This window comes from Acidiluteibacter ferrifornacis, assembly GCF_009909615.1.
In the GTDB taxonomy this organism is placed as follows: Bacteria; Bacteroidota; Bacteroidia; order Flavobacteriales_E; family Vicingaceae; genus Acidiluteibacter; species Acidiluteibacter ferrifornacis.
The window spans coordinates 201,165-224,639 of the sequence record NZ_WWNE01000004.1 but is presented as its reverse complement, the minus strand read 5'-3'; the positions used below and the strand labels follow the sequence as shown (position 1 = coordinate 224,639).

At 35.4% G+C, this 23,475-nt stretch carries 17 protein-coding genes; 4 read left to right on the top strand and 13 right to left on the bottom strand.

The genetic code is table 11. The features are described 5' to 3' along the window. Window positions 1-16: 16 nt before the first annotated feature. Both porU2 and GQN54_RS03980 read right to left on the bottom strand, forming a co-directional pair. Window positions 17-5,005: a putative type IX secretion system sortase PorU2 gene (porU2, locus tag GQN54_RS03985; protein ID WP_160632217.1), complete on the bottom strand. Its 4,989-nt coding sequence runs from the start codon at window positions 5,003-5,005 to the stop codon at window positions 17-19. Further along, window positions 5,005-6,081: a putative type IX sorting system protein PorV2 gene (locus GQN54_RS03980; RefSeq protein WP_160632216.1), complete on the bottom strand. Its 1,077-nt coding sequence runs from the start codon at window positions 6,079-6,081 to the stop codon at window positions 5,005-5,007. The genes porU2 and GQN54_RS03980 overlap by 1 nt, the downstream gene beginning before the upstream one ends. A gap of 195 nt (window positions 6,082-6,276) precedes the next feature. Here GQN54_RS03980 and pssA point away from each other — a divergent pair, with 195 nt between their 5' ends. Both pssA and purS read left to right on the top strand, forming a co-directional pair. Further along, window positions 6,277-6,999 (top strand): CDP-diacylglycerol--serine O-phosphatidyltransferase, encoded by a 723-nt coding sequence (gene pssA / locus GQN54_RS03975; protein WP_160632215.1) that lies wholly within the window; start codon window positions 6,277-6,279, stop codon window positions 6,997-6,999. Beyond that, entirely contained in the window at window positions 6,989-7,240 is a 252-nt protein-coding gene (gene purS / locus GQN54_RS03970) for a phosphoribosylformylglycinamidine synthase subunit PurS (RefSeq protein ID WP_160632214.1), read from the top strand. Before pssA ends, purS begins: the two co-directional genes overlap by 11 nt. Here purS and lptB read toward each other — a convergent pair. The 5 genes from lptB to GQN54_RS03945 are packed head-to-tail and all read right to left on the bottom strand — an operon-like array spanning window position 7,237 to window position 12,696. Then, window positions 7,237-7,974: an LPS export ABC transporter ATP-binding protein gene (gene lptB / locus GQN54_RS03965; RefSeq protein ID WP_160632213.1), complete on the bottom strand. Its 738-nt coding sequence runs from the start codon at window positions 7,972-7,974 to the stop codon at window positions 7,237-7,239. The genes purS and lptB overlap by 4 nt on opposite strands. A 10-nt stretch (window positions 7,975-7,984) precedes the next feature. After that, window positions 7,985-10,453: a DUF5686 and carboxypeptidase-like regulatory domain-containing protein gene (locus tag GQN54_RS03960; protein ID WP_207554813.1), complete on the bottom strand. Its 2,469-nt coding sequence runs from the start codon at window positions 10,451-10,453 to the stop codon at window positions 7,985-7,987. Between the two features lie 46 nt (window positions 10,454-10,499). After that, window positions 10,500-10,847 (bottom strand): carboxymuconolactone decarboxylase family protein, encoded by a 348-nt coding sequence (locus GQN54_RS03955; protein ID WP_160632211.1) that lies wholly within the window; start codon window positions 10,845-10,847, stop codon window positions 10,500-10,502. 18 nt (window positions 10,848-10,865) lie between these two features. Continuing rightward, window positions 10,866-11,699, bottom strand: a complete 834-nt coding sequence (gene tatC, locus GQN54_RS03950; RefSeq protein WP_235932958.1) for a twin-arginine translocase subunit TatC — start codon at window positions 11,697-11,699, stop codon at window positions 10,866-10,868. A gap of 31 nt (window positions 11,700-11,730) precedes the next feature. Next, a complete protein-coding gene (locus tag GQN54_RS03945; protein WP_160632210.1) occupies window positions 11,731-12,696 on the bottom strand; it encodes a KpsF/GutQ family sugar-phosphate isomerase in 966 nt (321 codons plus the stop codon). 101 nt (window positions 12,697-12,797) lie between these two features. Here GQN54_RS03945 and recQ point away from each other — a divergent pair, with 101 nt between their 5' ends. Then, the gene (gene recQ / locus GQN54_RS03940) at window positions 12,798-14,993 is read left to right on the top strand and encodes a DNA helicase RecQ (RefSeq protein ID WP_160632208.1); all 2,196 of its coding nucleotides are present in this window, start codon (window positions 12,798-12,800) and stop codon (window positions 14,991-14,993) included. 15 nt (window positions 14,994-15,008) lie between these two features. On the opposite strand, the gene GQN54_RS03935 is transcribed toward recQ, so the two are convergent. After that, a complete protein-coding gene (locus GQN54_RS03935) occupies window positions 15,009-16,973 on the bottom strand; it encodes an ABC-F family ATP-binding cassette domain-containing protein (RefSeq protein ID WP_160632206.1) in 1,965 nt (654 codons plus the stop codon). Window positions 16,974-16,999: 26 nt separating this feature from the next. Between GQN54_RS03935 and GQN54_RS03930 the strand changes: the two genes are divergently transcribed. Beyond that, window positions 17,000-17,650 (top strand): alpha/beta hydrolase, encoded by a 651-nt coding sequence (locus GQN54_RS03930; RefSeq protein WP_160632205.1) that lies wholly within the window; start codon window positions 17,000-17,002, stop codon window positions 17,648-17,650. Between the two features lie 46 nt (window positions 17,651-17,696). Here the strand turns inward: GQN54_RS03930 and porN are convergent, their stop codons facing one another. The 5 genes from porN to GQN54_RS03905 all read right to left on the bottom strand — a co-directional run bounded on the left by porN (window position 17,697) and on the right by GQN54_RS03905 (window position 23,473). Then, a complete protein-coding gene (porN, locus tag GQN54_RS03925) occupies window positions 17,697-18,530 on the bottom strand; it encodes a type IX secretion system ring subunit PorN/GldN (RefSeq protein WP_160632203.1) in 834 nt (277 codons plus the stop codon). 10 nt (window positions 18,531-18,540) lie between these two features. Continuing rightward, window positions 18,541-20,190, bottom strand: a complete 1,650-nt coding sequence (porM, locus tag GQN54_RS03920) for a type IX secretion system motor protein PorM/GldM (protein ID WP_160632201.1) — start codon at window positions 20,188-20,190, stop codon at window positions 18,541-18,543. Window positions 20,191-20,244: 54 nt separating this feature from the next. Beyond that, window positions 20,245-21,066 carry a type IX secretion system motor protein PorL/GldL gene (gene porL / locus GQN54_RS03915; RefSeq protein WP_160632199.1) on the bottom strand — a complete coding sequence of 274 codons (822 nt, stop codon included), beginning with the start codon at window positions 21,064-21,066 and terminating at the stop codon, window positions 20,245-20,247. 68 nt (window positions 21,067-21,134) lie between these two features. Next, on the bottom strand, window positions 21,135-22,424 hold the full coding sequence (gene porK / locus GQN54_RS03910) for a T9SS ring complex lipoprotein PorK/GldK (RefSeq protein ID WP_160632197.1): 1,290 nt from the start codon (window positions 22,422-22,424) through the stop codon (window positions 21,135-21,137). Between the two features lie 98 nt (window positions 22,425-22,522). Continuing rightward, window positions 22,523-23,473, bottom strand: coding sequence for a PorP/SprF family type IX secretion system membrane protein (locus GQN54_RS03905; RefSeq protein WP_160632195.1), 951 nt, complete (start codon window positions 23,471-23,473; stop codon window positions 22,523-22,525). Window positions 23,474-23,475: the final 2 nt, after the last annotated feature.

The window sequence follows — 23,475 nt, the reverse complement described above, 5'->3', positions numbered from 1 at the left end:
TATTAATGCTTACAAATTATCGCATTAGATACATTTTGCCAAAATCTTCTTTAAAATATTTATCAGCACCAGAAGCTCTATGCTCAATTGACTGACCATCGAGGTTAGTTCTTACTCGGTATAAATAAACACCATTTGCCAATCGATCTCCAAATTCATCTGTACCGTCCCATGCATAATCCGTAATATTTTGACCAATGTGAATATTTCCAAGCTCAGCCAAATCAATCTCTCTCACTATTTTACCTGTAATAGTCATTATTTGTATTTGCATAAAATCTGGAATCCTTGTTCCACTTAGTGTGAATACGAATCTCGTAGAGGTAGTAAAAGGGTTAGGGTAATTCATCAATCGAGAAATCGAAGCTTTAGTCTCAATTTGGAAGCTAATTAAATAGTCGTTGCTACCTGATAAATTTCCACTTTTATCATTTGCCTGAGCCCTCAATTGATAAGTCCCGTCTTCATAAAGCTTTGGTCGATATACGATTCTTGCCTTATTCTGTGGTAAAGTCCCTTCTCTAAACTCCATCTGACTTCCATCGGATTGAACTCCAAAATATACCCGCTTTTCATTTTGATTGGGTGTTTTCAAATAAATAGCAAAATCAGAGGTATCGTTTAAAAGCAAGTACTTATTTTCATCCATTAATTGAATAACAATCTCAGGCTCTGGCCCAATCAACTCTCCATTTATTATTCTTCGTCCATCAAATGTTACATCCATTAACGGATTGATATTATCCTTTAAAACATAAAAACTGTATTGACCAATATTGTTAAAGTGAAATTGTTCAGGCTGATCATTCAAAGGATTAACCTCAATAATGAGGGTATTACTCCCTGGTAAACCCAATGTAGGAACCGATACTTCAAGCTGATAATTTTCTCCAGATAACAAGGGTTTTATTCGAGTTTGAGGCAATCCTATTACTTTATTCTGGGAATTAACAATTTGATATTTTATCAAAACACTATCCATATCAAACTCACTGACATTAGTCAAATCTACAGCCAACTGAAAGGTTTCTCCTTCCATTAAGGTATCCTTGTTGACGCTAAAATAATTTTGGGGATTTAGAGCCGCTTCAGGGACTGGGTCATAGTACACATGCCACAAATCCAACTGCGGAGGAGTTTGAAACTGCTCATCATTGGCAGACATTTGTAATCTTAAATAAGGTTTTGTAACAGCGTCAATTGCGGCACTCACATCCAATCGACTCATAGACTTGGGAAGTTTTGTAAATATTTCTGTACCGTTTACCTCTGAATTTACAAATGAACTAATTGTCAGTGCTGAACTATCTTGAGAGTTTAATTCCAAACTTTTCGTTACCCAAACTACAGTATCCCATGCCATAGCCGGACCCACAAACCTTGAGGTAATATCTCCGAAAGTAGAACTAGAAACTAATGTCATCTTCAATTCTATCTGTTGGTTAATACTATCCCCTACCACTTCTTTAATAGTGGATGGCTTCCCTTTTTTTACCGCAAGAATAAAAGGAATAGAGTCAGATATTCCTGTCACCTTAGTTGCCCCTAAAGTTGTAAACGTTTGCATAATAGCTGGGTCGATAACATTTATATCCGTATACTTTATATTGTACCATGAATAAACCAATATATAATTTCCATCGGGCACACTGTCTAAGAGCATTGTTCGCATCGACTGCAATTGTGTTGGTGAATTAGCCCTGAACATGAAGTAACCTTCTGATCGAGAACGACAACTGCCATTAATATTTGCTTGACCATAGTTTCTATTGGCATTCTGTCCATTATAAGGGGTCTGCCAAGATTCAAAAGAAAGGGAGTCTAACACTGCAACCATAAATGTTGGCGAAACTGTACATCCATTCTTCTCCCTCAGCTCGCTATCTACTGAATACTTAATGTTTCCTAAGATGGTAGTGGTTGGTGGATTTCCTATATTCACACATGACAATTGACGAACATTATCAACGAAATCAAATCGTTGACTGGAAATATTCGGCTCCATAAATTGAAAATCGTTCAACTTTAATTGATCGAAATGATCTTGCCCCCACCCTCTTTTGTTAGGAATATACTGAAATGAGAATGTCTTCCAGAAATACCTTCCTTGACTATCAGGTGTCTTACTTACTCTCCAAAAGTAAACCGCACTATCTGGCATATTTGTAAGTATCGACGGTGCCCATTCGACAACCCCTCCAGCTGAAAACACCGATGCAGATTGACGAGATGGCGAATTAAAATCTGCGTTCACATCAATTTCCAATAAGTAGTTTTTACCAGTTTCGAATGCAAATGCAGTAGATGCTTTTAAAGTAATTCCTTGATTAGGCACAACAGCATAATTGTATGGATAAATTGGAATCAAATCTCCAGAACGAATAATGATAGTATTTGAGGCTTGATTATTTAATTCGCTCAACTCTTCTATTTCGCTGTACCTATCAAGTATTACCGTAAACACGTTCTCCCCTATTCCTCTCAATACATCTATCGGCACTTTCAATTTAAAGTTAGATTGATATAAGAGCGGCGCTAACTTAAAAATGTATGATGTATCTCCATTTGTTCCTGGAAATCTTCTATTCAATTCGATGGTGAGTGAGTCAGGGACCGCTTTTCCTAAATTTTCTATCACTACGTTCACAAAAAAAGAATCCACTTCAGTTGTTACTTCTCTTGGATTGAATGAAATATTTGACTTTAGTATTCTAAAATCAGGTTTCAATGGCGAATTCATTACTAGAGCTGGATCACCATGTAAACTCATTTCCAACAAAACACTTTCTAGGCTAGGATCAGGATTCGGACCTACTGTCTTAACAGCTTGTTGCATACAATAAGCCATACTTTTTCCGTAATTCTTATCTGAAAACTGGCGATAAAATTCACTAGAAAAAACATTAAGGCTTGCTGAATAGCTCAAGTCTACAGTAGCTATAAACCCTATTGCTCCCTTATCCGCAATGAGCACAAAATCCTCTGAAGTGCTCAAATTACCTTCCTGATGCACATCACCTGTGTAACAAGCATTTCCCAAAATAAACGGATACTTTCCTTTATTCTTTAAGTTTTGAGGCTCATCTATATTGATATCAAAACCACCCGTATTAGAAGCATGACCGAAAAAAGTCATCAAACTAGCACCCGAATTGATTAAGTTCTGAATAGAATCCGACAAGGTGGTTTGGATAGGGGCCGAAGTTGTTTTTTTAAATGTACTAACCTTACCTCCAAATTGAACATCCGTGAAGGTATTGGCATATTGAATCATATAATTTTCTAGTTGCTGTGTTTCAAACAAACTAGTGCCTCCCACAAAATGTAGTGCATTTTTCATCCAATTGGCTGTAGTGGCAGACTCATACTCAACCACCTTATTAAGATACATTTTAAGTTCTTCAGTATTTCTGGCTGCTATTCTACCTGTAGGAATTGCGACTTCTAATCCAGAGGTCCCTAAACCTGAAGAAAATAAATTATCTGTTGCGGGATTACCCATAGTTGGAACTAGGTTATTCGCAAACAAGGATGGTTTACCACGAACAAACTTTGCCCTAACCGACTTACCAATGAAGTATAAATATTTAGGTGGAGCACTCTTTTTTAAAACCAACTCATTCAAAAAATTACGAATTGCCAATGGATGCTGAGCAATACCAAATCCATATTGCTTATACAATTGATTCACATCTACGACAAATGGCCTAAATCCTTTAGCCTGTCTGTAATTAAAATAATTGAATACTTCGTTAGCTAAAATCGGATTGCTCACCATTAAATAGGCCGAATCAGGTATAGTAGAGAAATAATCATTAAAAAAACCATTTTCTCCAGCAGGTCGGATACCACCAACCGATTGCACCGCATTTTCAGAAAAAATAATACATGACTTTAATCCGCCGTTAGGAATCAAAAAACGATATTCATTACCAACTTGAGTAACTTCAATTCTTCTATTATTAGTTTCGTCGATTACAAAATTATTGGTTGAACCAGCAAAATTATTGAGTCTTAGATAACTTTTATTTCCAACGGAAACATCATTCACGGCGAATTCAAAAAAGGACTTTCCTTCCGCATCAGGCAGATGATCGTATTGAATTTTTACATAGCCAATTGACATTCGATCGCTACCAGCACCTAGGTCGTCTATTTGATTAAATGAAAAAGCTGAAGTAAGCTGCCCTAAATTACTGGTTGAAATCAGCTTCCTTTTCCTTATTAACTGATAACCTTCAAATATAGTATCAAATGATTGATTGGAATAATTCACCACTAAATGGTGGTCTCCATTTTGAATTGGACCATAATTAGATTGACCTGTCACTAAAAACTCTATAGCAGCGAAACCATTAGAAGCAGCTTTCTCGCTGTTAACATTGGTTGTAAACGTTCGTTGTCCTGAATTACTAATAACAGGGCTCATCCAACCTTCAGAAGGAACATATTCTGGACTCGTTAAATCCCCTTGAACAGTTTCTCCATCATAATAGTTAGATTGAAAAGAATTTCTTTTCTCCACCAGAATAGAAGGAACGGGTGTGTATCCAGTAAAATTATTATCCGTTTCTATTTGATACCTCAAGTTATTCCCACTAGTATTCCAAGTTAGGTAATAGGACGCAGTATCAGTGATTAAACTATAGTATGGATTCGGTTGGTTTTTAAACCCTTTGTATAAATTAGAATCTAACCAACCATCATTTTTTCTAGCAACAAATTCTATAAAATCTGTAGGATTGAAAGTATTATCTCCCTCTCCTTGAATATATAAAGGAATTTCAGTTCCTCTTCCAAATACTTGGATGTTCTTTGGATTAATAGTGTTAATTGGGATTCCTGCACTTGCTAAATCTGCATAAGTAACTCTATAAATTCCGTCCTTAACTATCTTAAATTCGTAATATTTTTGATTATAGTTGATCCACTCATTGCCAAACGATTGAGCAATAATGCCTGAAACTGAAAAGATTAAAATACAAAACAGTAAAAGTTTCTTCACTAGCTACCTTTTTTATTCAATTCTATTCTCAAAGAGAAAACGTTGGAATATAAAGATGCAGATTGATCTCCGACATCTGTTAAAGCATAATCTATCGAAAAACCTTTAAATTGAACACCTACACCGAAATTAGGTTGAAAAGTTGTTTGACTTAAACCCAAAACTGTTTGTTCTTTCTGAAAGTTTCCGACTCCTCCTCTCAAAAATATAAACTTTTGGTAGGCCAACTCCAATCCAAACCTTGGGCTTATGGATATAGGGTCAGCACTAATTAAGTCATTCCTTTCTCCATCGAAGGTAACTCCAAGATCCAATTCCGTGAAGGCAGAAAATTTTTCTCCAAAATTAATTAATCGCCCTGCCCCTAAAATCAACTGTGGTAGAGTTATTTCTAAACCATTCTCAGGAATTTCATTACCTGTGTTAATAAAAACAGATTCGGTTTCGTCGTCTAAAGTATAACTCCACGCATTAAAAGTACTAGTTACATCCTTTCCTACTGCTGAAAAAGCCCAATTGTCCTTTTTATACAATGCTGAGAAATCTACACCAAAACCATATGCATTGGCAAAATCTCCTACATTTCTATAAATCACCTTTGCGTTTCCACCCAAGCTCAATCCTGTAATATTTGTCTCCCTAGCATATGAAATCAAGAATGCATAATCTGCAGCAGTAAATGATTTGATATTATCATAATTAACATTCCCGTTTTGATCTATCAATTGGGTAGTGTTGGGAATATCGTCTACTCCAAAACGCAAAACAGAAAATCCAATTACACTTTTTTCATCAATACGAGTGGCAAAACCACCATAATCATACTTGGCTATTCCTGCAAAATACTCGGAATGCATCAAACCTACTTGAAAATCACCTTCTATCTGAGTTAGACCAGCTGGATTCCAATATCCTGCAGTAACATCATTTGCTCTAGCGGAAAAAGCATTCGACATTCCAAGTGCTCTTGCGCCCACACCAATGTTTAAAAATTCATTACTGTATTTTCGTGTTTGAGCAAATAAACTACTCGAAAAAACGAATGCGGCTAATATTAAATAGGCTTTATTATTCATAGACTTAAATAGCGTGTAAAACAATTGAATGCTCTAATAACTGCAATTTCATTATTTTATTACCCAAAAATAAGTAATTCTAAAGACAGGCAAGTTATTTATTCGGTGATTGGTCATTATATCGCCACAAAAGCATTCATAAAAATATACTAAGGCATTAATATATCCTTACTTTTGCAGCCACAGAATCATAAGATGAAAAAGAGTGTCCCAAATATTATAACATCAGCCAACTTATTCTCTGGTTGCTTATCCGTAGTAATGGCCTTCAATGGTAAACTAGCGGAGGCGGGGATATTAATATTAGTAGCCGCGTTTTTAGACTTTTTCGATGGACTTTCTGCCCGATTATTGAATGTTGCCTCACCTATCGGTAAAGAACTAGATAGTTTAGCGGATGTCGTTTCTTTCGGATTTGCACCTTCAGTAATTGTTTATCAGTTGTTACTTCGCTCAAGCCTAGATTTTCCCTATTTAGAATATTCAGCATTCCTTATGACTATCTTCTCTGCTTATCGATTAGCAAAATTTAATCTAGACGAAAGACAAACTTCTTCATTTATAGGAGTACCCACTCCTGCCAACGCACTTTTTTGGTTATCCATTCCATTAATAGCTTGGCAGAAAGACACATTTGATGATGTTTTTGCTCGTGAAGTTTTAAGTCTGCTGACGAACTCCTACTTTATTCTAATCGGGATCTTGGTTTGGAGTTTATTAATGGTTAGTGAAATCCCATTATTTGCTTTAAAATTTAAATCCTTGAAATGGAAGGAGAACAAACTTAAATTTAGTTTTATTGCCGTTTCTGTTGCACTTATTGCATCATTTTATTTTATTGCTGTCCCAATTATTTTAATTTTGTACATCATTTTATCAGTTATTAATAACTCCATCTCAAAAAATCATGAAATTTAGAGCCGAAATAGACATTATGCCATTGAAAGCACTTTTAGACCCACAAGGTAAAGCTGTAACTTCTAGCCTAAAAAACCTAAACCTTAGTGAAATCGAAAATGTAAGAATTGGCAAACATATTTCATTAGAAATAGAAGCAACTGATAAAGCTACGGCATCCTTAAAAGTTGAAGAAGCGTGTAAGAAATTACTAGCTAATCAGCTAATGGAAAGCTATGAATTCGAATTAATAGAAGCCTAATCCAATTTAGGTTTCTTCAATTCAAAATTCTTACCCAAATATACCTTTCTTACTTGTTCATCGGCAGCCAGCTCTTCAGCTGTGCCTGCCTTCAGAATGTTACCTTCAAAAAGTAAGTAGGCCCTATCTGTAATTGCTAAGGTTTCTTGCACATTGTGGTCGGTAATCAAAATGCCTATATTACGTTTTTTCAAACCTGCTACAATACCTTGAATATCCTCTACAGCAATAGGGTCTACTCCCGCGAAAGGTTCATCCAATAAAATAAATTTAGGATCTGTAGCCAAACATCTGGCGATTTCACACCTTCTTCTCTCTCCACCAGATAATAAATCACCTCTGTTTTTTCTTACGTGATGCAAACTAAATTCATCTAAAAGACTCTCTAACTTATCGGACTGCTCCTTTTTGCTGAGCTTTGTCATTTGAAGGATTGCGCGAATATTATCTTCTACAGACAGTTTACGAAACACCGAGGCCTCTTGCGCTAAATAACCAACACCTCTTTGAGCTCTTTTGTACATTGGCAAACTAGTTATATCTTCATGATCTAAAAATATCTTCCCTTCATTCGGAGTCACCAAGCCAACCATCATATAAAATGAAGTAGTTTTACCAGCACCATTAGGCCCTAATAATCCAACGATTTCTCCTTGTTCTACTTCAACAGAAACGCCTTTTACAACGACTCTCTTTTTGTATTTCTTTATTATATTCTCAGCGCGTAACTTCATAGTATATTTTCTAGAACTGTATTTCAAAAGTTGCTCTAATTCCAAATTTAGCAATATCTGGATGATCCAAATACGTTAATCGCCAAAGTGCGTCCACTCGAATTATTTTGAAAATGTTTTCTATTCCAACAGCAGCTTCTGCATATGGCCCTGTTAACTCGTACATATTATTTGGCAACTCCAATACTGCCTTATTCTTATCTTGGAGACTCCCAACAACCGCTCTTCCTGTTACAACCTCTCTCCATTTTAATTTTCGCATTAAAGGTATTTTATTCAAGAAGAAACCTTCAAAATGATGGGTCATCATTAAACTGGCATACTCATCACTAATAAACTCAAAAAAGTTCATGAGGTTAAATGCCGCATTGTCGAAAAAGTAGGTTTCATTCCCATTGTGAATTTCTAATAATGTAAAGGGTAATGTACCAAAGTATTTTCCTGCCTGGGCTTTTACTTCAGTTCTTCCAAAAGTTCCCAATTTAATATTATCAGAAACTGAAAGAGCTACTTTTGTGTAGTTATAATCTCCACCAAACACATCTTTCAAACCAAACCCCATATTGAGTTCTAATATAGGGTACTCGGTTCCTAAACTAATCCGATCAAACTCTCCTGCGACAAAGGCTTCTTGGTAAGCAAATCGAGTTTTTAATCCAACTTCTGTGGTTCGAATACTAGACACAGAAGACAATGAACCGTCGTCTAGAGATTTATTATATCGAATACTTCCTAGCGGCTTCATTGTTCTATTGGTGATCGAAAGTGTATTGGAAAACCCATTGAACCAAAAACGTTCAGTACCCAACTTAAACTCTTCTACGCCTGTCAGTTTATCATTGGGATTTCTTCTTAATACTGAAGATAATATATTGTCTTCACTGAATGCGTTCTGACTAAGCCCTAGCTGCTCTACATCCAAGGAGTAGTTAAAACTAACCGAATGTCGTGGTTCCTTCGATAGAAAATATAAAACTCCACCACCATATTTAAAACGTTCATCTTTGAGACCATAAGCCAAATAACCATCAAACATAACCTGCGTACTGAAGTTATTACTAGTTCTGCCTCCCACTCTAAATCGATGTCCTTCTACTTTATTAAAACTGTATGCATTAAAGTAAGGGCCAATTTCGAAAAGTCCCACCTCCTTATAACCTGTGAACACCAATTGAACCACATCAATAAATGTTCTAAAAGCGGGTACATTCTTTACAGAATCCACCATTAGGTATATATTCTTTTCGTTCTCTGATAAAGAATCATGTCGGTTTTTATCCCAAAATTCCTCATCCTTTTCATTGGCGCCCTTTTGTACCACAACCTTCTCAACTCCTTCAAAAGTTGCATCAGGTCGAGGTTTATTCATGACGAAATCTTTGTAGGTTGTCGTTTTACGGCCATACAAACCCATGGAGTTCTTTGTAATGGTAAAGTCCACTACCAAATTATCTTTGGATAACATCCAGAACTCACCATCTACTTTTTTATAGCGCTGCTCTACAGTAAATCCATTAATAAAGTTGATGTTGGCTTGTTCATTTATTCCTGCTTCAATTCGTTTAATTGCATAGGTAGTATCATTGATCCACATAGTTCCAGAAAAAACAGGTTCTTGAGCTTGCTTAGGCACAAATTCTATTTGATAGCAAAAATTACCATCAACAACCATTGAATCAATTAAGTAGTATTTATAAAATCGCTTACCAAAATCAGCTATAGGGCTAACGAATGACTTCCCAAAAACCCCAATATGATTCTCATATACATTAACATTCTGATACATATCTCCCAAAAACTGAGAAATACTTTCATTCGAAACACCTGAGACCTTCGTTCCTTTTATTACTTCCCTTTCAGCTTTTGGATCTCGACGATAATAATAATCAGACAATGATTCTGTCATAAACATTGGTAAATATTCCTTATCACTTGATGTGCTGTCGATATAATCAAAAATAAATTGGAGGCTATTGAAGACCCTTCTATCTTTAAACTCATCGGAGATGTTATTCAAGTCAAATTCTACCTTATTGTATACTTCGTATTCATATGCATCATACTTTTCTCGATTATTGATTGCTTTGTTATCAATAACTCTATCTAGAATTTTGTGGGCCGGATTACCAGTATAAGTCACCACTACTTCGCCCAATTCAACACCTCCACCAATTGACATTTCAAAGTTCACCACTTGACTTTGATCCTGTCGTACTTTTTTGGTTTGAGAATTATAACCAATAAAACTTACTGTTAATGAATCGGAGGCATAGTAGGTTTCTATTCGGTAGTTTCCATCGATATCAGTTGTTGTTCCCGATTTAGTATTTTTAAATATAACGTTAACAAAGGGCATCGGCTCCTTCGTTTTGGCGTCAATCACAGAGCCACTAACAATCGTTTTCTGAGCAAAAAGCAGCTGTGAACACAGAATTGTAATTGATGTAAGAAAAAATAATTTGAATATATTCCGTGACATTTACTTTTTGAAAACGGTAAAAATAAGAAATTAAAGTAGTTGAAATTTATTTCAAGGATTCCAATTCATCCCAATACTCAGCAGCTCTTCTGGTATGTGGAATAACAATAGTACCTCCAACTATATTCGCTATTGCAAAAACTTCATATACCTCTTCTTTAGTCACTCCATTTTCAAATGATTTACCTAGATGATACTTTATGCAATCATCACACCTTAGAACCATTGAAGCTACTAATCCGAGCATTTCTTTTGTTTTTACATCTAAAGCCCCTTCAGCGTAGGTATTGGTATCCAAATTAAAAAGACGTTTAATCACCTTGTTATCGGCAGCTAAGATCTTTTCATTCATTTTTTCGCGATAAGTATTGAATTCATTAACCAAATCACTCATAATTGCAAGAAGTTTAAATTAAGTAGCTTGTTTTCTAACCACCATTCTAGATATTATAATACTAACCTCATATAAAAACACCAAAGGAATAGCCACTAAAATCTGACTAGTAATATCAGGAGGTGTTATGATTGCAGCTAAAATAAGTACAACAACAATGGAATGCTTTCTATAAGCTTTCATTAACTGCGGAGTCAAGATTCCCACTTTTGACAAGAAATATACAATGATTGGCAACTGAAAAACAATAGCACAAGCCAAAGTAATAGATGTTAAAGTGCTAATATACGAGTTCAGACTGATGGAATTTGAAACGGTACTACTAACTGTGTAATTCCCTAAAAATTGAACAGATAAAGGACTAATCACATAATAGCCAAACAGCACTCCCCCCATAAAAAGAAGAGAGCCAAAAAATACCAAAGCCATAGCAGATTTCTTCTCTGACTGTTTTAACCCAGGCAATATAAACCGCCATACTTCTATTAGAATATAGGGGAACGCTAATATAATTCCAGCCACTGCAGAAACCAAGATATGAGTGGTAAACTGCCCCGACATAGTAATATTAATTAAACTGAAGGAAATATCATTGAAGCACAATTTATCTCCTAAGTCTAAATAATGTGACAAATCACAAAATAATCTATAAGTTAAAAAATTACTTTTTTGTGGAGCAAGAATAATTTGATCAAAAACGAACTCTTTAAAAATAAAGGCAAGGGTCATGAACAACAATACAGCTATTACTGATCGCACTAAATGCCATCTTAATACCTCTAAGTGATCAAGAAATGACATTTCACCTTGGTTAGAAAATTCTTCGTCGTATGGGGATTGGTTGCCTTTCATAGAAGCGGCAAATTTAATGGTAATCTATTAACTAAAGTATCCCTTCACGAATCAAATCGTGAATATGTATTAAACCCGCGTATTGTCCTTCTTTTAGCACAATCAACTGAGAAATGTTGTGCATCTTCATAACCTTTAAAGCTTCTACAGCCAAACTATCATAATCTATTGATTTTGGGGATTTAGACATAATATCCGCCGCCGTAATAGTATCAAAATCAACAGACCCAGAAAGCATTCTCCTTAAGTCTCCATCGGTAATCACCCCTTTCAAACCTCCATTCTCCACTACAGCTGCAGCTCCCAATCGATTGGCAGATATTTCAACAATCACGGCTTTTAAATTATCTGTTAACTTGACAGAAGGCTTCTCGTTTCGATCTGCGACCTCTCCAACTCTTAAGTACAATTTTTTGCCTAAAGCCCCTCCGGGATGATACTTTGCAAAATCCGTAGAACTAAATGACTTTAAATTCAATAGACAAACTGCCAAAGCATCACCAATGGCCAATTGAGCTGTTGTGCTGGTGGTTGGAGCTAAATTGTTGGGACAAGCCTCCACATCTATAGTGGCATTCAAAACAAAATCAGCTGAGGTAGCTAAATTAGAAGTCATATTTCCGGTAATCGCAATAATTTTATTTCCAAAATTCTTAATTAAAGGGATAAGCACCTTTACTTCCGGTGTTGTTCCACTTTTAGAAATACAGATTACCACATCATCTTGCTGAATATTCCCAAGATCTCCATGAATAGCATCCGCCGCATGCATATAAATGGAGGGAGTACCTGTAGAATTCATGGTGGCCACAATTTTTTGTGCAATTATTGCACTTTTACCTACACCTGTAATAACTACTCTGCCCTTTGACTCAAAAATCAATTGAACACTTTTAACAAAGTCGTCGTCAATGTAGTCTATTAACTTAAGTAGCGCATCAGCTTCATTTTTTAAAACTTCTTTTGCAATTCTTTTTACTTCTATGTCAGATTTCAAGCCCTTATTTTTTTTATTATTTCAATTTTTGCTAAATTACACTGTAAATGATAGTAAATTAGTAAAGCAAAAGTAATTTAAAATAGCTAAATAGATATTTCATGCAAACCCTTGAGGAATTGAACTTAAACAAGGAGCTGAAAAAGTTTTTCGGATTCAATAAATTTAAAGGCAAACAAGAATCGATCATTTCTAACATACTAAATGGAAATGACACCTTCGTTATCATGCCTACAGGTGGTGGAAAATCCATGTGTTACCAACTTCCAGCATTAATGTCAGAGGGAACTGCAATAATAGTCTCTCCTCTAATTGCGTTAATGAAAAATCAAGTGGATGCGCTAAGGGGCTTTTCTTCAGATGATAGAATTGTTCACTTTATGAATTCATCATTGAACAAAACAGATACTGCCAAAGTTAAAAATGATTTAATGGAAGGCGTTACGAAGCTACTTTATGTAGCACCTGAGACTCTAACTAAAGAAGAGAACATTGATTTTTTAAAGCAAATAAAACTTTCATTTGTTGCTATAGATGAAGCTCACTGTATCTCAGAATGGGGACATGATTTTAGACCTGAATATAGGAAACTAAGAAGCATAATTGAGGCAATTGATAGGGTTCCTATCGTTGCGCTTACTGCAACTGCAACACCAAAAGTTCAGCAAGACATACAAAAAAACTTAGGCATGCAGGATGCAAAAGTTTTTAAGGATTCATTCAATAGAAAGAATCTTTACTACGAAGTACAGCCAAAGAGAGACGTAGGAAGTCAGATCGTACGATTTATTAAGAATAACTCAAATAAATCTGGGATTGTTTATTGTTTAAGTAGAAAAAAGGTAGAAGAAATCTCACAAACTTTACAGGTTAATGGGATTAAAGCTCTACCTTATCATGCAGGACTAGATGCGAACACAAGAGCAAAGCATCAAGATATGTTCCTGATGGAAGAAGCGGATGTGATAGTGGCCACTATAGCATTTGGAATGGGAATCGACAAACCTGATGTTCGATTTGTGATTCATCACGATATTCCCAAAAGTTTAGAAGGCTATTACCAAGAAACTGGAAGAGCTGGAAGAGATGATGGAGAAGGGAAATGTATTGCATTTTACCGTTATAAAGACATCGAAAAACTAGAAAAATTTTTACAAGGAAAACCAATAGCCGAGCAAGAAATTGGTCGTCAATTAATATTTGAAACAGTATCTTATGCAGAGACGGCTGTTTGTAGAAGAAAACAACTTTTACATTACTTTGGTGAGGAATTTACTGAAGAAAACTGTGGAAGCTGTGACAATTGTTTGAACCCAAAAGAAAAGTATGACGGACAAGTAGAAGTCACTCTATTATTACAAACAATTTTTGCACTAAAAGAGAAATTTAAAGCAAAATATATCTCTAATTTTATCGCGGGAAAAGAGACTAGTGAAATCAAAACTTATAACCATTTAACGCATGAATTATTTGGCAAAGGAGACAACATTAGTAGTGACCCTAAGCATTGGGAATCAATTATTCGACAATGTATTATAGATGGTTTTTTAATAAAAGAAATAGAAAATTACGGCGTTTTAAAAGTGAGTAAAAAAGGAAAAGAATTTGCAAAGAAACCTGGTAAGGTTGACTTAGTAAAACCTCACGATTATAGTGAGGATGAAAATGACAAAGAAATAGATAATGGCTCCAAAGGTGGAGGTGCTGGAGATGATCAGCTATATTCTATCTTAAAAGATTTAAGAAAGAAAGTCGCAAAAGAGAAGGACTTACCACCTTATGTACTTTTTCAAGATGTATCTCTTGAAGATATGGCCACTCGGTACCCTATAACCATTGAAGAGTTAACAAACATCACAGGTGTAGGTCAGGGTAAAGCTGAGAAGTTTGGAAAACCTTTTATTGATGCTATCAGAAAGTATGTGGACGAGAATGAAATCGACCGTCCTGATGATATGGTAGTAAAGTCTGTAGTCAACAAATCCGGTTTAAAAGTATACATAATACAAAGTGTAGACCGAAAACTTCCATTGGAAGATATTGCCTCTGCTAAAGGAAAAACTGTCGATGAAATTTTAGAGGATATTGAACATATTGTCCATTCTGGAACTAGAGTTAACCTAGACTATTGCATTGGAGAGCTACTTGACGAAGAATATCAAGATGAAATATTCGATTATTTCAGAGAAACCTTAACTGACTCTATTGAGGATGCAGTTGATGAATTCGAAGGAATTTATTCAGAGCAAGAGTTACGATTAATGCGAATTAAATTTTTATCTGAATTAGGAAATTAACACTTAAGAGTAATATCAGCCGAGCTTTTCAAGCTCGGCTGTTTTTTTGTCGTATGCTTCTTGTGCGTCCTCCCACTTACCCATAGCAAGTTCTAGTTCAGAGTTATTCTCTTGCCATTGTTTAAGTATTTTATCATATTCTTTATCCTTATAAAACATTGGATCATGCAATTTCTCATTCAACTTTTCAGAAATCTCCTCGAACTTTGAGATATTTTTTTCTAAGTTTTGGATTGTATTTTTCAAACTTTTACATTCCCTTTTTAGTTCTTTTTTAAGTTCAAATAAATTTGGATTGCTATCTTTCTTCGGCTGCTCTTCTCTGATTGTTGGTTTTGAACTACCTACACCCTTCTCAATATCAGTAAAAGAATCTACCTTTCTTGTTCGCAAAAACTCATATACATCACCAATGTGTTGATTAACATTTCCATCTTTAAATTCATACACCTTTTCTGTTAATCCTTGAAGAAAATCCCTATCGTGTGAGATAACAATCATAGCTCCATCGTAGGCTATAAGGGCTTCTTTTAAAATTTCCTTCGATCTTAAATCCAGGTGATTAGTTGGCTCATCAAGAATTAATAAATTAATTGGCGCTAATAACAATTTACAAAAAGCCAAACGCGCCCTTTCTCCTCCAGATAACACTTTCACTTTTTTATCTACATCCTCACCACTAAATAAAAAAGATCCCAATAGACCCCTCACCTTAGTGCGCATATCTCCTTTCGCCTCGTCATCTATTGTTTGAAATAGTGTCTTCTCACCATCAAGAATATCCGACTGATTTTGGGCATAATAACCAAGCTCTACATTATGACCTATAGTAATATTACCTGTATAGTTTTCTAATCCTACCAACAATTTCACCATTGTAGATTTACCTTCACCATTCTTCCCCACGAAAGCTACCTTTTCCCCTCTTACTATACTTAGGCTAACATCATCAAATATTTGCCGCTTTCCATATGCTTTACCCACATCTTTTATATCGACAACAACTTTACCAGACCTGGGAGCCGGTGGAAAATAAAATCGCATTGCAGATGTATCTTCTTCATCAATCTCAATACGTTCTATTTTATCCAATTGCTTAATTCTAGACTGCACTTGAACAGCTTTTGTAGCCTTTGATCTAAAACGCTCAATAAACTCTTCAGTGTCCTTTATTTGCTTTTGTTGATTATTATAGGCCGCTATTTCCTGCTCTCTTCTTTCTTTCCTAAGTTGAACATACTTAGTGTACGGCGCTTTATAATCATATACCTTCCCGATTGATATTTCAATAGTTCTATTCGTAACATTATCCAAAAATGCCCTATCGTGTGAGATTAAAACAATGGCACCATCATATGTCTTCATGAAATCTTCTAACCATTGAATAGATTCAATATCTAAATGGTTGGTTGGCTCATCCAAAAGTAAAAGATCAGCATTAGTCAATAGAATTTTAGCTAATTCTATGCGCATTCTCCAGCCACCACTAAACTCAGATGTCTGACGAATAAAATCTGAACGTTTGAAGCCTAATCCAAGTAGTATTTGTTCAATTAATGCGTCAACATTTCCTGCATCCAATAAAATCAATTCCTCATTCAAATGGGTTAGATCATCTAGCAACTTTAAGTAACCGTCAGACTCATAATCTTCTCTTTCTACAAGTTGGTGATTAATTTTATCAATTTTAGACTGAATATGAGCCAATTTATCAAACACAGTAGCTGTTTCCTCCCACACCGTTCTTCCTTCTTCGAACTCCATGTCTTGAGGTAAGTAACCTAAAGAAAAGTCACTAGGGGTAGAAATGTTACCTGAATCAGGGATTTGAACTCCTGCCAAAATTTTAAGCATCGTAGACTTTCCTGCTCCATTCTTCCCTACTAAACCTATTCTTTCTTGTTTATTGATTATAAATGATACATTGTTAAACAAGAATCGATCAGCGAAACTTAACGTAATTTTATTGATTCCAACCATAGCGCAAAAGTATTAAAACTAGACTGATGATAGAAAGTATTTTAAAAGAGAAACTAATTGTAAAAACGACTGCTAATGTATATACAATGGGACAGTTGAATAAAAACACACAATCAATTTGGATAGTTTTTCATGGATATGGACAAATGGCAGAACATTTTATTCGGAAGTTTTCATTCTTAGAACAATCCTTTATTATTGCACCTGAGGCAACAAACTACTTCTATCTTCAAGGAACCTCAGGAAGAATAGGTGCCAATTGGATGACTGCATATGAACGTGAAGACGCTATTAAAGACTACATCAATTACTTAAATGAAATAGCTTATTTATACCAATTAAACCAAAAAAGTCACCTTAAAATTAATCTACTTGGCTTCTCCCAAGGGGTAGCTACATTGAGTCGCTGGTATTCTCAAATCAATTTTCAGATTAATAATATCATACTGTGGGGAGCATTAATTCCTGACAGTCTAGAATTGAAAAATCAATTTAATCCCTCCAACACGTATTGTGTTTACGGTGATGAGGACGTATATATCAAAGCCAATCAAGAATACTTCGATAAACAATTGAAAACATATGAAAATTTACAATATAAAATTATCAGATACCGGGGTGGACATCGTATTCCTATTTCTGAATTAAAGGGCTTATACACTAAATTGTGGAAATAAAAAAGGGGAATCAAATTGACTCCCCTCTTTAAAAAATATTTCATTTCTAGTATTGCCACATATCGTGTTCGAAATTAACAATCTCTTCCATGATTTTATTTGACTCTAAAAGCAAATCAATTCCAGACTTATAAGATGTTAACTTTCTGTTATCATAAACGTTTGTTTCTTGATAAATATAGCTACTAAACATTCTTTTCCAGAAATAGTCATCGAAAGTCATTCGAGCACCATCATTTCCAGAACTATACACCTCAGCATTAGCAAAAACATATCTAGCTTCCGGAAAATAAATAACAAATGGACGAACCATTGATTGATCCTTAGGGTTAACATATATAGGAGCAATACCTATAATCCTAACATCCATAACAGAGCGCTCTCTGTCAAAGAACCAGTCTTCTTTTATTTCAAATCTTACTACGTCTGCACTTGAAAATGCTACAGGTAGTTCAGTTTGAGTTTCAAATCCATTCTCATCATAATCAGTAACGATCTCAGTATACTGCATTTTATCTGAAGCCTCAGCTTGGGTTAATTTAACAGTAAAACCAGAAATCTCTGAATCATAAGCTTGAATTGTCCCCTCGTCAATACCTTGCTTAATCACATCAATCAAACTCATTCTAACGTAGCCCAATTCATTAATAGGCTCATTTGGAAATTTCATTGGATAATTCTGCTTTTCAGCCAATTCAACCATTCTCCAAACTCGCTTGGTATACAATACGTCTGCCTCACGAACATGAGTATAAGGTACTACTTTTCGTGTAGGAGTGTTCTCTTTAATATATACCCCATCCAATACTTCCTGCGCCACTGATGCACTACCAGACAGGATTAAGATTGAAACCGCAAACGACTTTAAATGAGTTTTCATAATTATAAATTTATATCATTTTAAACACAACAGGCGTTGAAAAACGGGTTGTACCATCAGGCATCTTTACCTTGATTGTTTCAAACGAAACTGTTGTATTTCTTTTTACTCTTCGTAGTTTATCTTTTACGTCTTCAGTAATGTTTCCTCCATTAACCTTGATTGTACTGGTAAAACCATCAACCACGTAGCTAAATTCATAGGATAAAACATCTACATTAACATCAAATACAAAACCTTCCATATCTAAAAATATACCAGAAACTGCAGCTAAAACTCTAGGAGATAAAGCTCCACTACTTTTACCTGAAATTAAGGCTTTTGGAGTTGGAATTTGTTTAACTCTGAAATCCATAGACCCCATCATTTTACTTCTTCCATTCATTTCAGCATTTACAGTAATCTTAACATCTCCAGGTTTAGTAACAGTAACAATCCATTCTCCGCCAGTACCTTTTTTAATACTACCGCCACCACCAGAAATTGATGGACGTATTGCTTCAGCAGGAACACCAGGTGCAGAAATAGAAACTGGATTCGGCACTCCCATGTAGAAAACATTCATTTTAGTAGCAGAAATAGTAGTACTTGGCTTTGCCACCATATAGGTTGTCTCAAAAGTTCTAGGAATAATTTTTCCGCCTGGAGCTTCAAAATTAATAGCTCCTTTCCAAGTAAACTCCCCTTCAGAACGAGTAGGAACCTTTACATATCCTTTACCGTCAACCATTTTAACATTCAATGAATCGCCAGAAGATTTAAAACCCTCACCATCAGGAAGTATATCTTTTCCAACAACAATCTTTGGATTCTTAGTAGAGTCCATAGCTGCTAAGAAAATCTCTGCTCTAAATGTGTCTCCCAACAAAATATAATTTGATGGGGAAATAACAGCAGCTTCCAGCTTGTTAAATTTAAAAGAGGCTGCATCAACTTCTGAATAAAGGTATTTTACAGCGTCCGACTCGAAGTTTCTAATGTCTGTTTGCATCTTAGACAACAATGTAATAGATGCTGCTGCTGGTACACCATAGAAGTTAAATGACTCCCATGATGAGTTTGTACCTCCGCTTTCCTTTTTATCGCTGAAGTCAAAAGTTTTCATCAATGATTGGTAAATAGCTGTTGAAGAATCAACTTTACTTGCAATCACATTTTTGAAATCTTCTAATTTACCTTTTAAAGCAGTTGCTGAAAGATCACCAGTTTTAGGCTTTCCTGGTTCACTACCAATCAATATCGAGGTTCCGATATCAGTATTGTCCTTAGAGCTAATTCTTGCTAAGTTCAAAATAGTATCGTTCCCAAATTGATCCGGTCCGATTACTGCTGCAGTATCCATCTTCTCTAATAAAGCAATAATATTTACTTTTATTCGATCAATATAGTCTGATGCCGCATCAGCAACAACCTTAATTTCTTGAGCATTATCATAATAAGGCTTAACCTTTTTCTGATTTTCTTGATATGAAGCTTCGAAATCTGCATATAAATCAGAGTTCTTGCTTTTAAAATTTACAACAGTCTTTTCCAAACCATCATTGATGATTACAAAAGAGTCTAATATTTCTTTGGAAACATTCAATGCAAGAAGTGCAGTAAGCACTAAGTACATCATTCCAATCATTTTCTGCCGTGGGGGTAATTTTCCTCCTGCCATCTTCTTTAAAGTATTTTAAATGTGTTTGTAATAATTGATTTGGCTTAATGATTATTAAGCATTCACATTCATAGCAGTAAGCATATTACCATAAACTCTATTTAAAGCACCTAGGTTTTTAGAAAGCTCAGCAATGTTCTCTTTGTATTTCTGAGTATCTTCAACTGAATTATTCAAGTTAGTAATCAAACTACTCATACCTTCAAAAGCCTTATTGGTGACCTCCATGTGCTGACTTGCTGAGTTCAATTGTAACTCATAAACATTGTTCAATTCAGATAACTTTGCAGAAATAGACATCAAATTCTCAGAATAGGAATTTCCTGCATCAGGAGAAACTGAAATACTTGTTAGGCTTTCAGAAGCTTTTAAATAAGATTCTGACAACTGACCCATATTATTTGAAGCTGCTCTAACATTGTCAACAAACTCGTTAGTTGCTACAGAAGCATCTGAAATATTATTTAAGTGAGAAGTGTGCTCAGACAAGTTTTGAAATCCTTTACCAAGACTTTCAATTAATTCAGGTCCAATCTTGGCTTCTTCTAACATTCTGTCCAATTCTTGAGAAACAGCATCTCCATTTCCACCACCAACATTTCTTCTTGAAGGTTTAGTCAATGCATCATCTTCCATTCCTGCTAATTCAGGATAAGCCAGAGTCCAATCAACTTCCATATGTGGAGGTTCAAATGCTGATACTGCAAAAATTAATGCCTCAACACTAAGACCGATAATAAGCATCGCTGATGCACCAGGCCAGTGTTGTATTTTAAATAAAGCGCCAATAATTACAACAGCAGCACCCATTCCGTACAAAAGGCCCATTACCTTTTTACCTTTCTTGGTTTCAAATAAAAACTCAACAAATCCCATAATATTTAAATAAGTAGTTTAAAAAAATTGATAAATAATAATTAGTTAGTGTAAATCTTAGCTATTTGTTACAACTGGTCGTTAGTTCCTCTTCCCAAATAAGACATAACGTTTCTAAATCCAATATAACATTTAGCAGTATCTTGATATTCGTATGTTCTAGTTCCATTCATAAGGTACATTCCTACATCCTTCCATGAACCTCCTCTAATAACTTTTCTTTTCAATGAAGGTGGATCAGATTCCTTGGCTTCATAGACATAATCCATATTTAAATCATGTGCAAAATTGTACGAAGACTCATCAAATGCATTACTTGTCCACTCAGCAACATTTCCAGCCATACAAAACAATCCATAATCATTTGGATTATAAGCATTAACTGCTACTGTTGTTAATCCACCATCATCCACATAATTCCCTCTTAATGGCTTAAAGTTTCCTAAGAAACAACCTTTGGTATTTCTGATGTAAGGACCACCCCATGGGTATTGGTTATTATCCAAACCGCCTCTTGCAGCCCATTCCCATTCAGACTCAGTCGGCAATCTAAAGTATTGTACGGTTGTCATTCCTCGCTGGTCCAGGAAATTGTTCAACAATTCACTTCTCCAAATAGAAAACGCTCTTGCTTGTTTCCAGCTAACACCTACCAATGGATAGTCATCATAAGATGGATGCCAAAAATAAGCATTGGTCATTGGCTCATTGAATGAGTATGTAAAATCATGCACCCATGCTAAAGTATCTGGATAGATGTTGATGATATCCTTTTTTATAAATACAGAACGGTCAATTTTTCCTTGCTCTCTGTTTTTTCTAGAGGCAGCTGCTTGCCAATCAATCCATGAATACTCAAACATAAGCTTTCGAGTATCAATTTCTTTTCTTCCATAAAAACGCTCATAATCAGGCAGATACATCACCTCAAGAGCTTCTCTCTCCTCATCTCCATCCCAACGGAACTTCATTTGCCAATTGATAATTGGTGGATCAATATCTTCACCGTAGATATTTACTGTGTGTAGATAATCTTCTGAAACTTCTTCTCCAAGAATTTTTCTTGCGATTGAATCTCTCACCCAATAAACAAACTGTCGATATTCATTATTTGATATTTCTGTCTGATCCATGTAAAATGCCGCAACAGAAACTACTTTTGTCTGTGCAACGGCAGAACTGGTAACATCCTGATCATCATTTCCCATAGTATAACTACCCTGAGGAATTAACAACATACCGTAAGGAACAGGCTGATAAAACATCTCCCGTCCTTGCACTCCTATAAGCTCGCCGTTCTCCTGACTACAAGAAGAAAACAAAGCTATAACCGCTCCTAATATGACTAACTTTTTCATTTTTTTCTATTTACTAATAAGGCCCTTACTACAAAGCCTTGGTTGAAGAGTTCTTTATACCTTCTTTTTTTTAAAAGGTTTCAAATGTATACTTTTTTTTATAAAAATCGAACGCTCTTATATCGCTGTATTTTTAATGGATTCTTGATTGGGTAACAATACCCTAACATAAACTCAAGTGAACCATCATTATATTCATTTAAGATCGAGGTACTGAAATCATATGAGACCCCAACTTTCAACCCATCAATCATGGGCACATTCACTCCTGCCAAAATTGCCACAGCATCTTCATATCTATAAGTAAAACCTCCCCACACCGTTTCGTTCCACTCCAACAAAGCGTTCACATCTATTTGCGTAGAAGAAACATCAGACTTGATAAAAATCGAAGGCTTCAATACAAACGGACTACTAAAGCTAATATTGTATCCCCCCATTACATAAAAGTGTCTGGCTAAACTATACTCAAACGATGACCTTGTAGCCTTGCCACTTAATGAAGGCACAGTTAGGTGAGTACTTGAAATTCCAACATAGTAATCAGTTGTTACATAATATGCACCGACTCCTAAATCAAATGACAAATCTGAAGCTTCTCCATTTGGAATCGAAGGATCTTCGGATCCATCTCCAAAAAAACCACCTGTAACCCAGTCTCCATTTATATTCTTATTATAAACTCCCCCTTCAACACCTACAGACAGCAATCCGTTTCCAATGGTCTTATGGTAAGCATATGCTAATTTTGCAGAAAAAGTTTTTTCAGGCCCAATCTCGTCTTGCATAATGGTCAAACCCACACCACTATTAAATCTATCGAACGGCCTAATTTTAGCATCTAAGCTAAATAGGTTTGTTTGAGGATTTCCTTCAAAACCCATCCATTGCTGGCGAGAAATTAAAGTACCACAATACGCATTGCTTGTTCCTGCGAAACCAGGATTGACAGCCAGCTTATTAAACATGTTTTGTGTGAATTGCGGATCTTGTTGCGCATACGACGCACCAGCAAAAAGAACTAAAGCACTAAGTAACAGTTTCTTCATAG

Excerpts from the sequence above, each read along its gene's own strand:
- GQN54_RS03955 (WP_160632211.1), bottom strand. The coding sequence starts at position 10,847 with ATGAGTGATTTGGTTAATGAATTCAATACTTATCGCGAAAAAATGAAT.
- porN (WP_160632203.1), bottom strand. The coding sequence starts at position 18,530 with ATGAAAACTCATTTAAAGTCGTTTGCGGTTTCAATCTTAATCCTGTCT.
- GQN54_RS03960 (WP_207554813.1), bottom strand. The coding sequence starts at position 10,453 with ATGTCACGGAATATATTCAAATTATTTTTTCTTACATCAATTACAATT.
- GQN54_RS03930 (WP_160632205.1), top strand. The coding sequence starts at position 17,000 with ATGATAGAAAGTATTTTAAAAGAGAAACTAATTGTAAAAACGACTGCT.
- lptB (WP_160632213.1), bottom strand. The coding sequence starts at position 7,974 with ATGAAGTTACGCGCTGAGAATATAATAAAGAAATACAAAAAGAGAGTC.
- porL (WP_160632199.1), bottom strand. The coding sequence starts at position 21,066 with ATGGGATTTGTTGAGTTTTTATTTGAAACCAAGAAAGGTAAAAAGGTA.
- GQN54_RS03935 (WP_160632206.1), bottom strand. The coding sequence starts at position 16,973 with ATGGTTGGAATCAATAAAATTACGTTAAGTTTCGCTGATCGATTCTTG.
- pssA (WP_160632215.1), top strand. The coding sequence starts at position 6,277 with ATGAAAAAGAGTGTCCCAAATATTATAACATCAGCCAACTTATTCTCT.
- porM (WP_160632201.1), bottom strand. The coding sequence starts at position 20,190 with ATGGCAGGAGGAAAATTACCCCCACGGCAGAAAATGATTGGAATGATG.
- GQN54_RS03980 (WP_160632216.1), bottom strand. The coding sequence starts at position 6,081 with ATGAATAATAAAGCCTATTTAATATTAGCCGCATTCGTTTTTTCGAGT.
- porK (WP_160632197.1), bottom strand. The coding sequence starts at position 22,424 with ATGAAAAAGTTAGTCATATTAGGAGCGGTTATAGCTTTGTTTTCTTCT.
- GQN54_RS03905 (WP_160632195.1), bottom strand. The coding sequence starts at position 23,473 with ATGAAGAAACTGTTACTTAGTGCTTTAGTTCTTTTTGCTGGTGCGTCG.
- tatC (WP_235932958.1), bottom strand. The coding sequence starts at position 11,699 with ATGAAAGGCAACCAATCCCCATACGACGAAGAATTTTCTAACCAAGGT.
- purS (WP_160632214.1), top strand. The coding sequence starts at position 6,989 with ATGAAATTTAGAGCCGAAATAGACATTATGCCATTGAAAGCACTTTTA.
- recQ (WP_160632208.1), top strand. The coding sequence starts at position 12,798 with ATGCAAACCCTTGAGGAATTGAACTTAAACAAGGAGCTGAAAAAGTTT.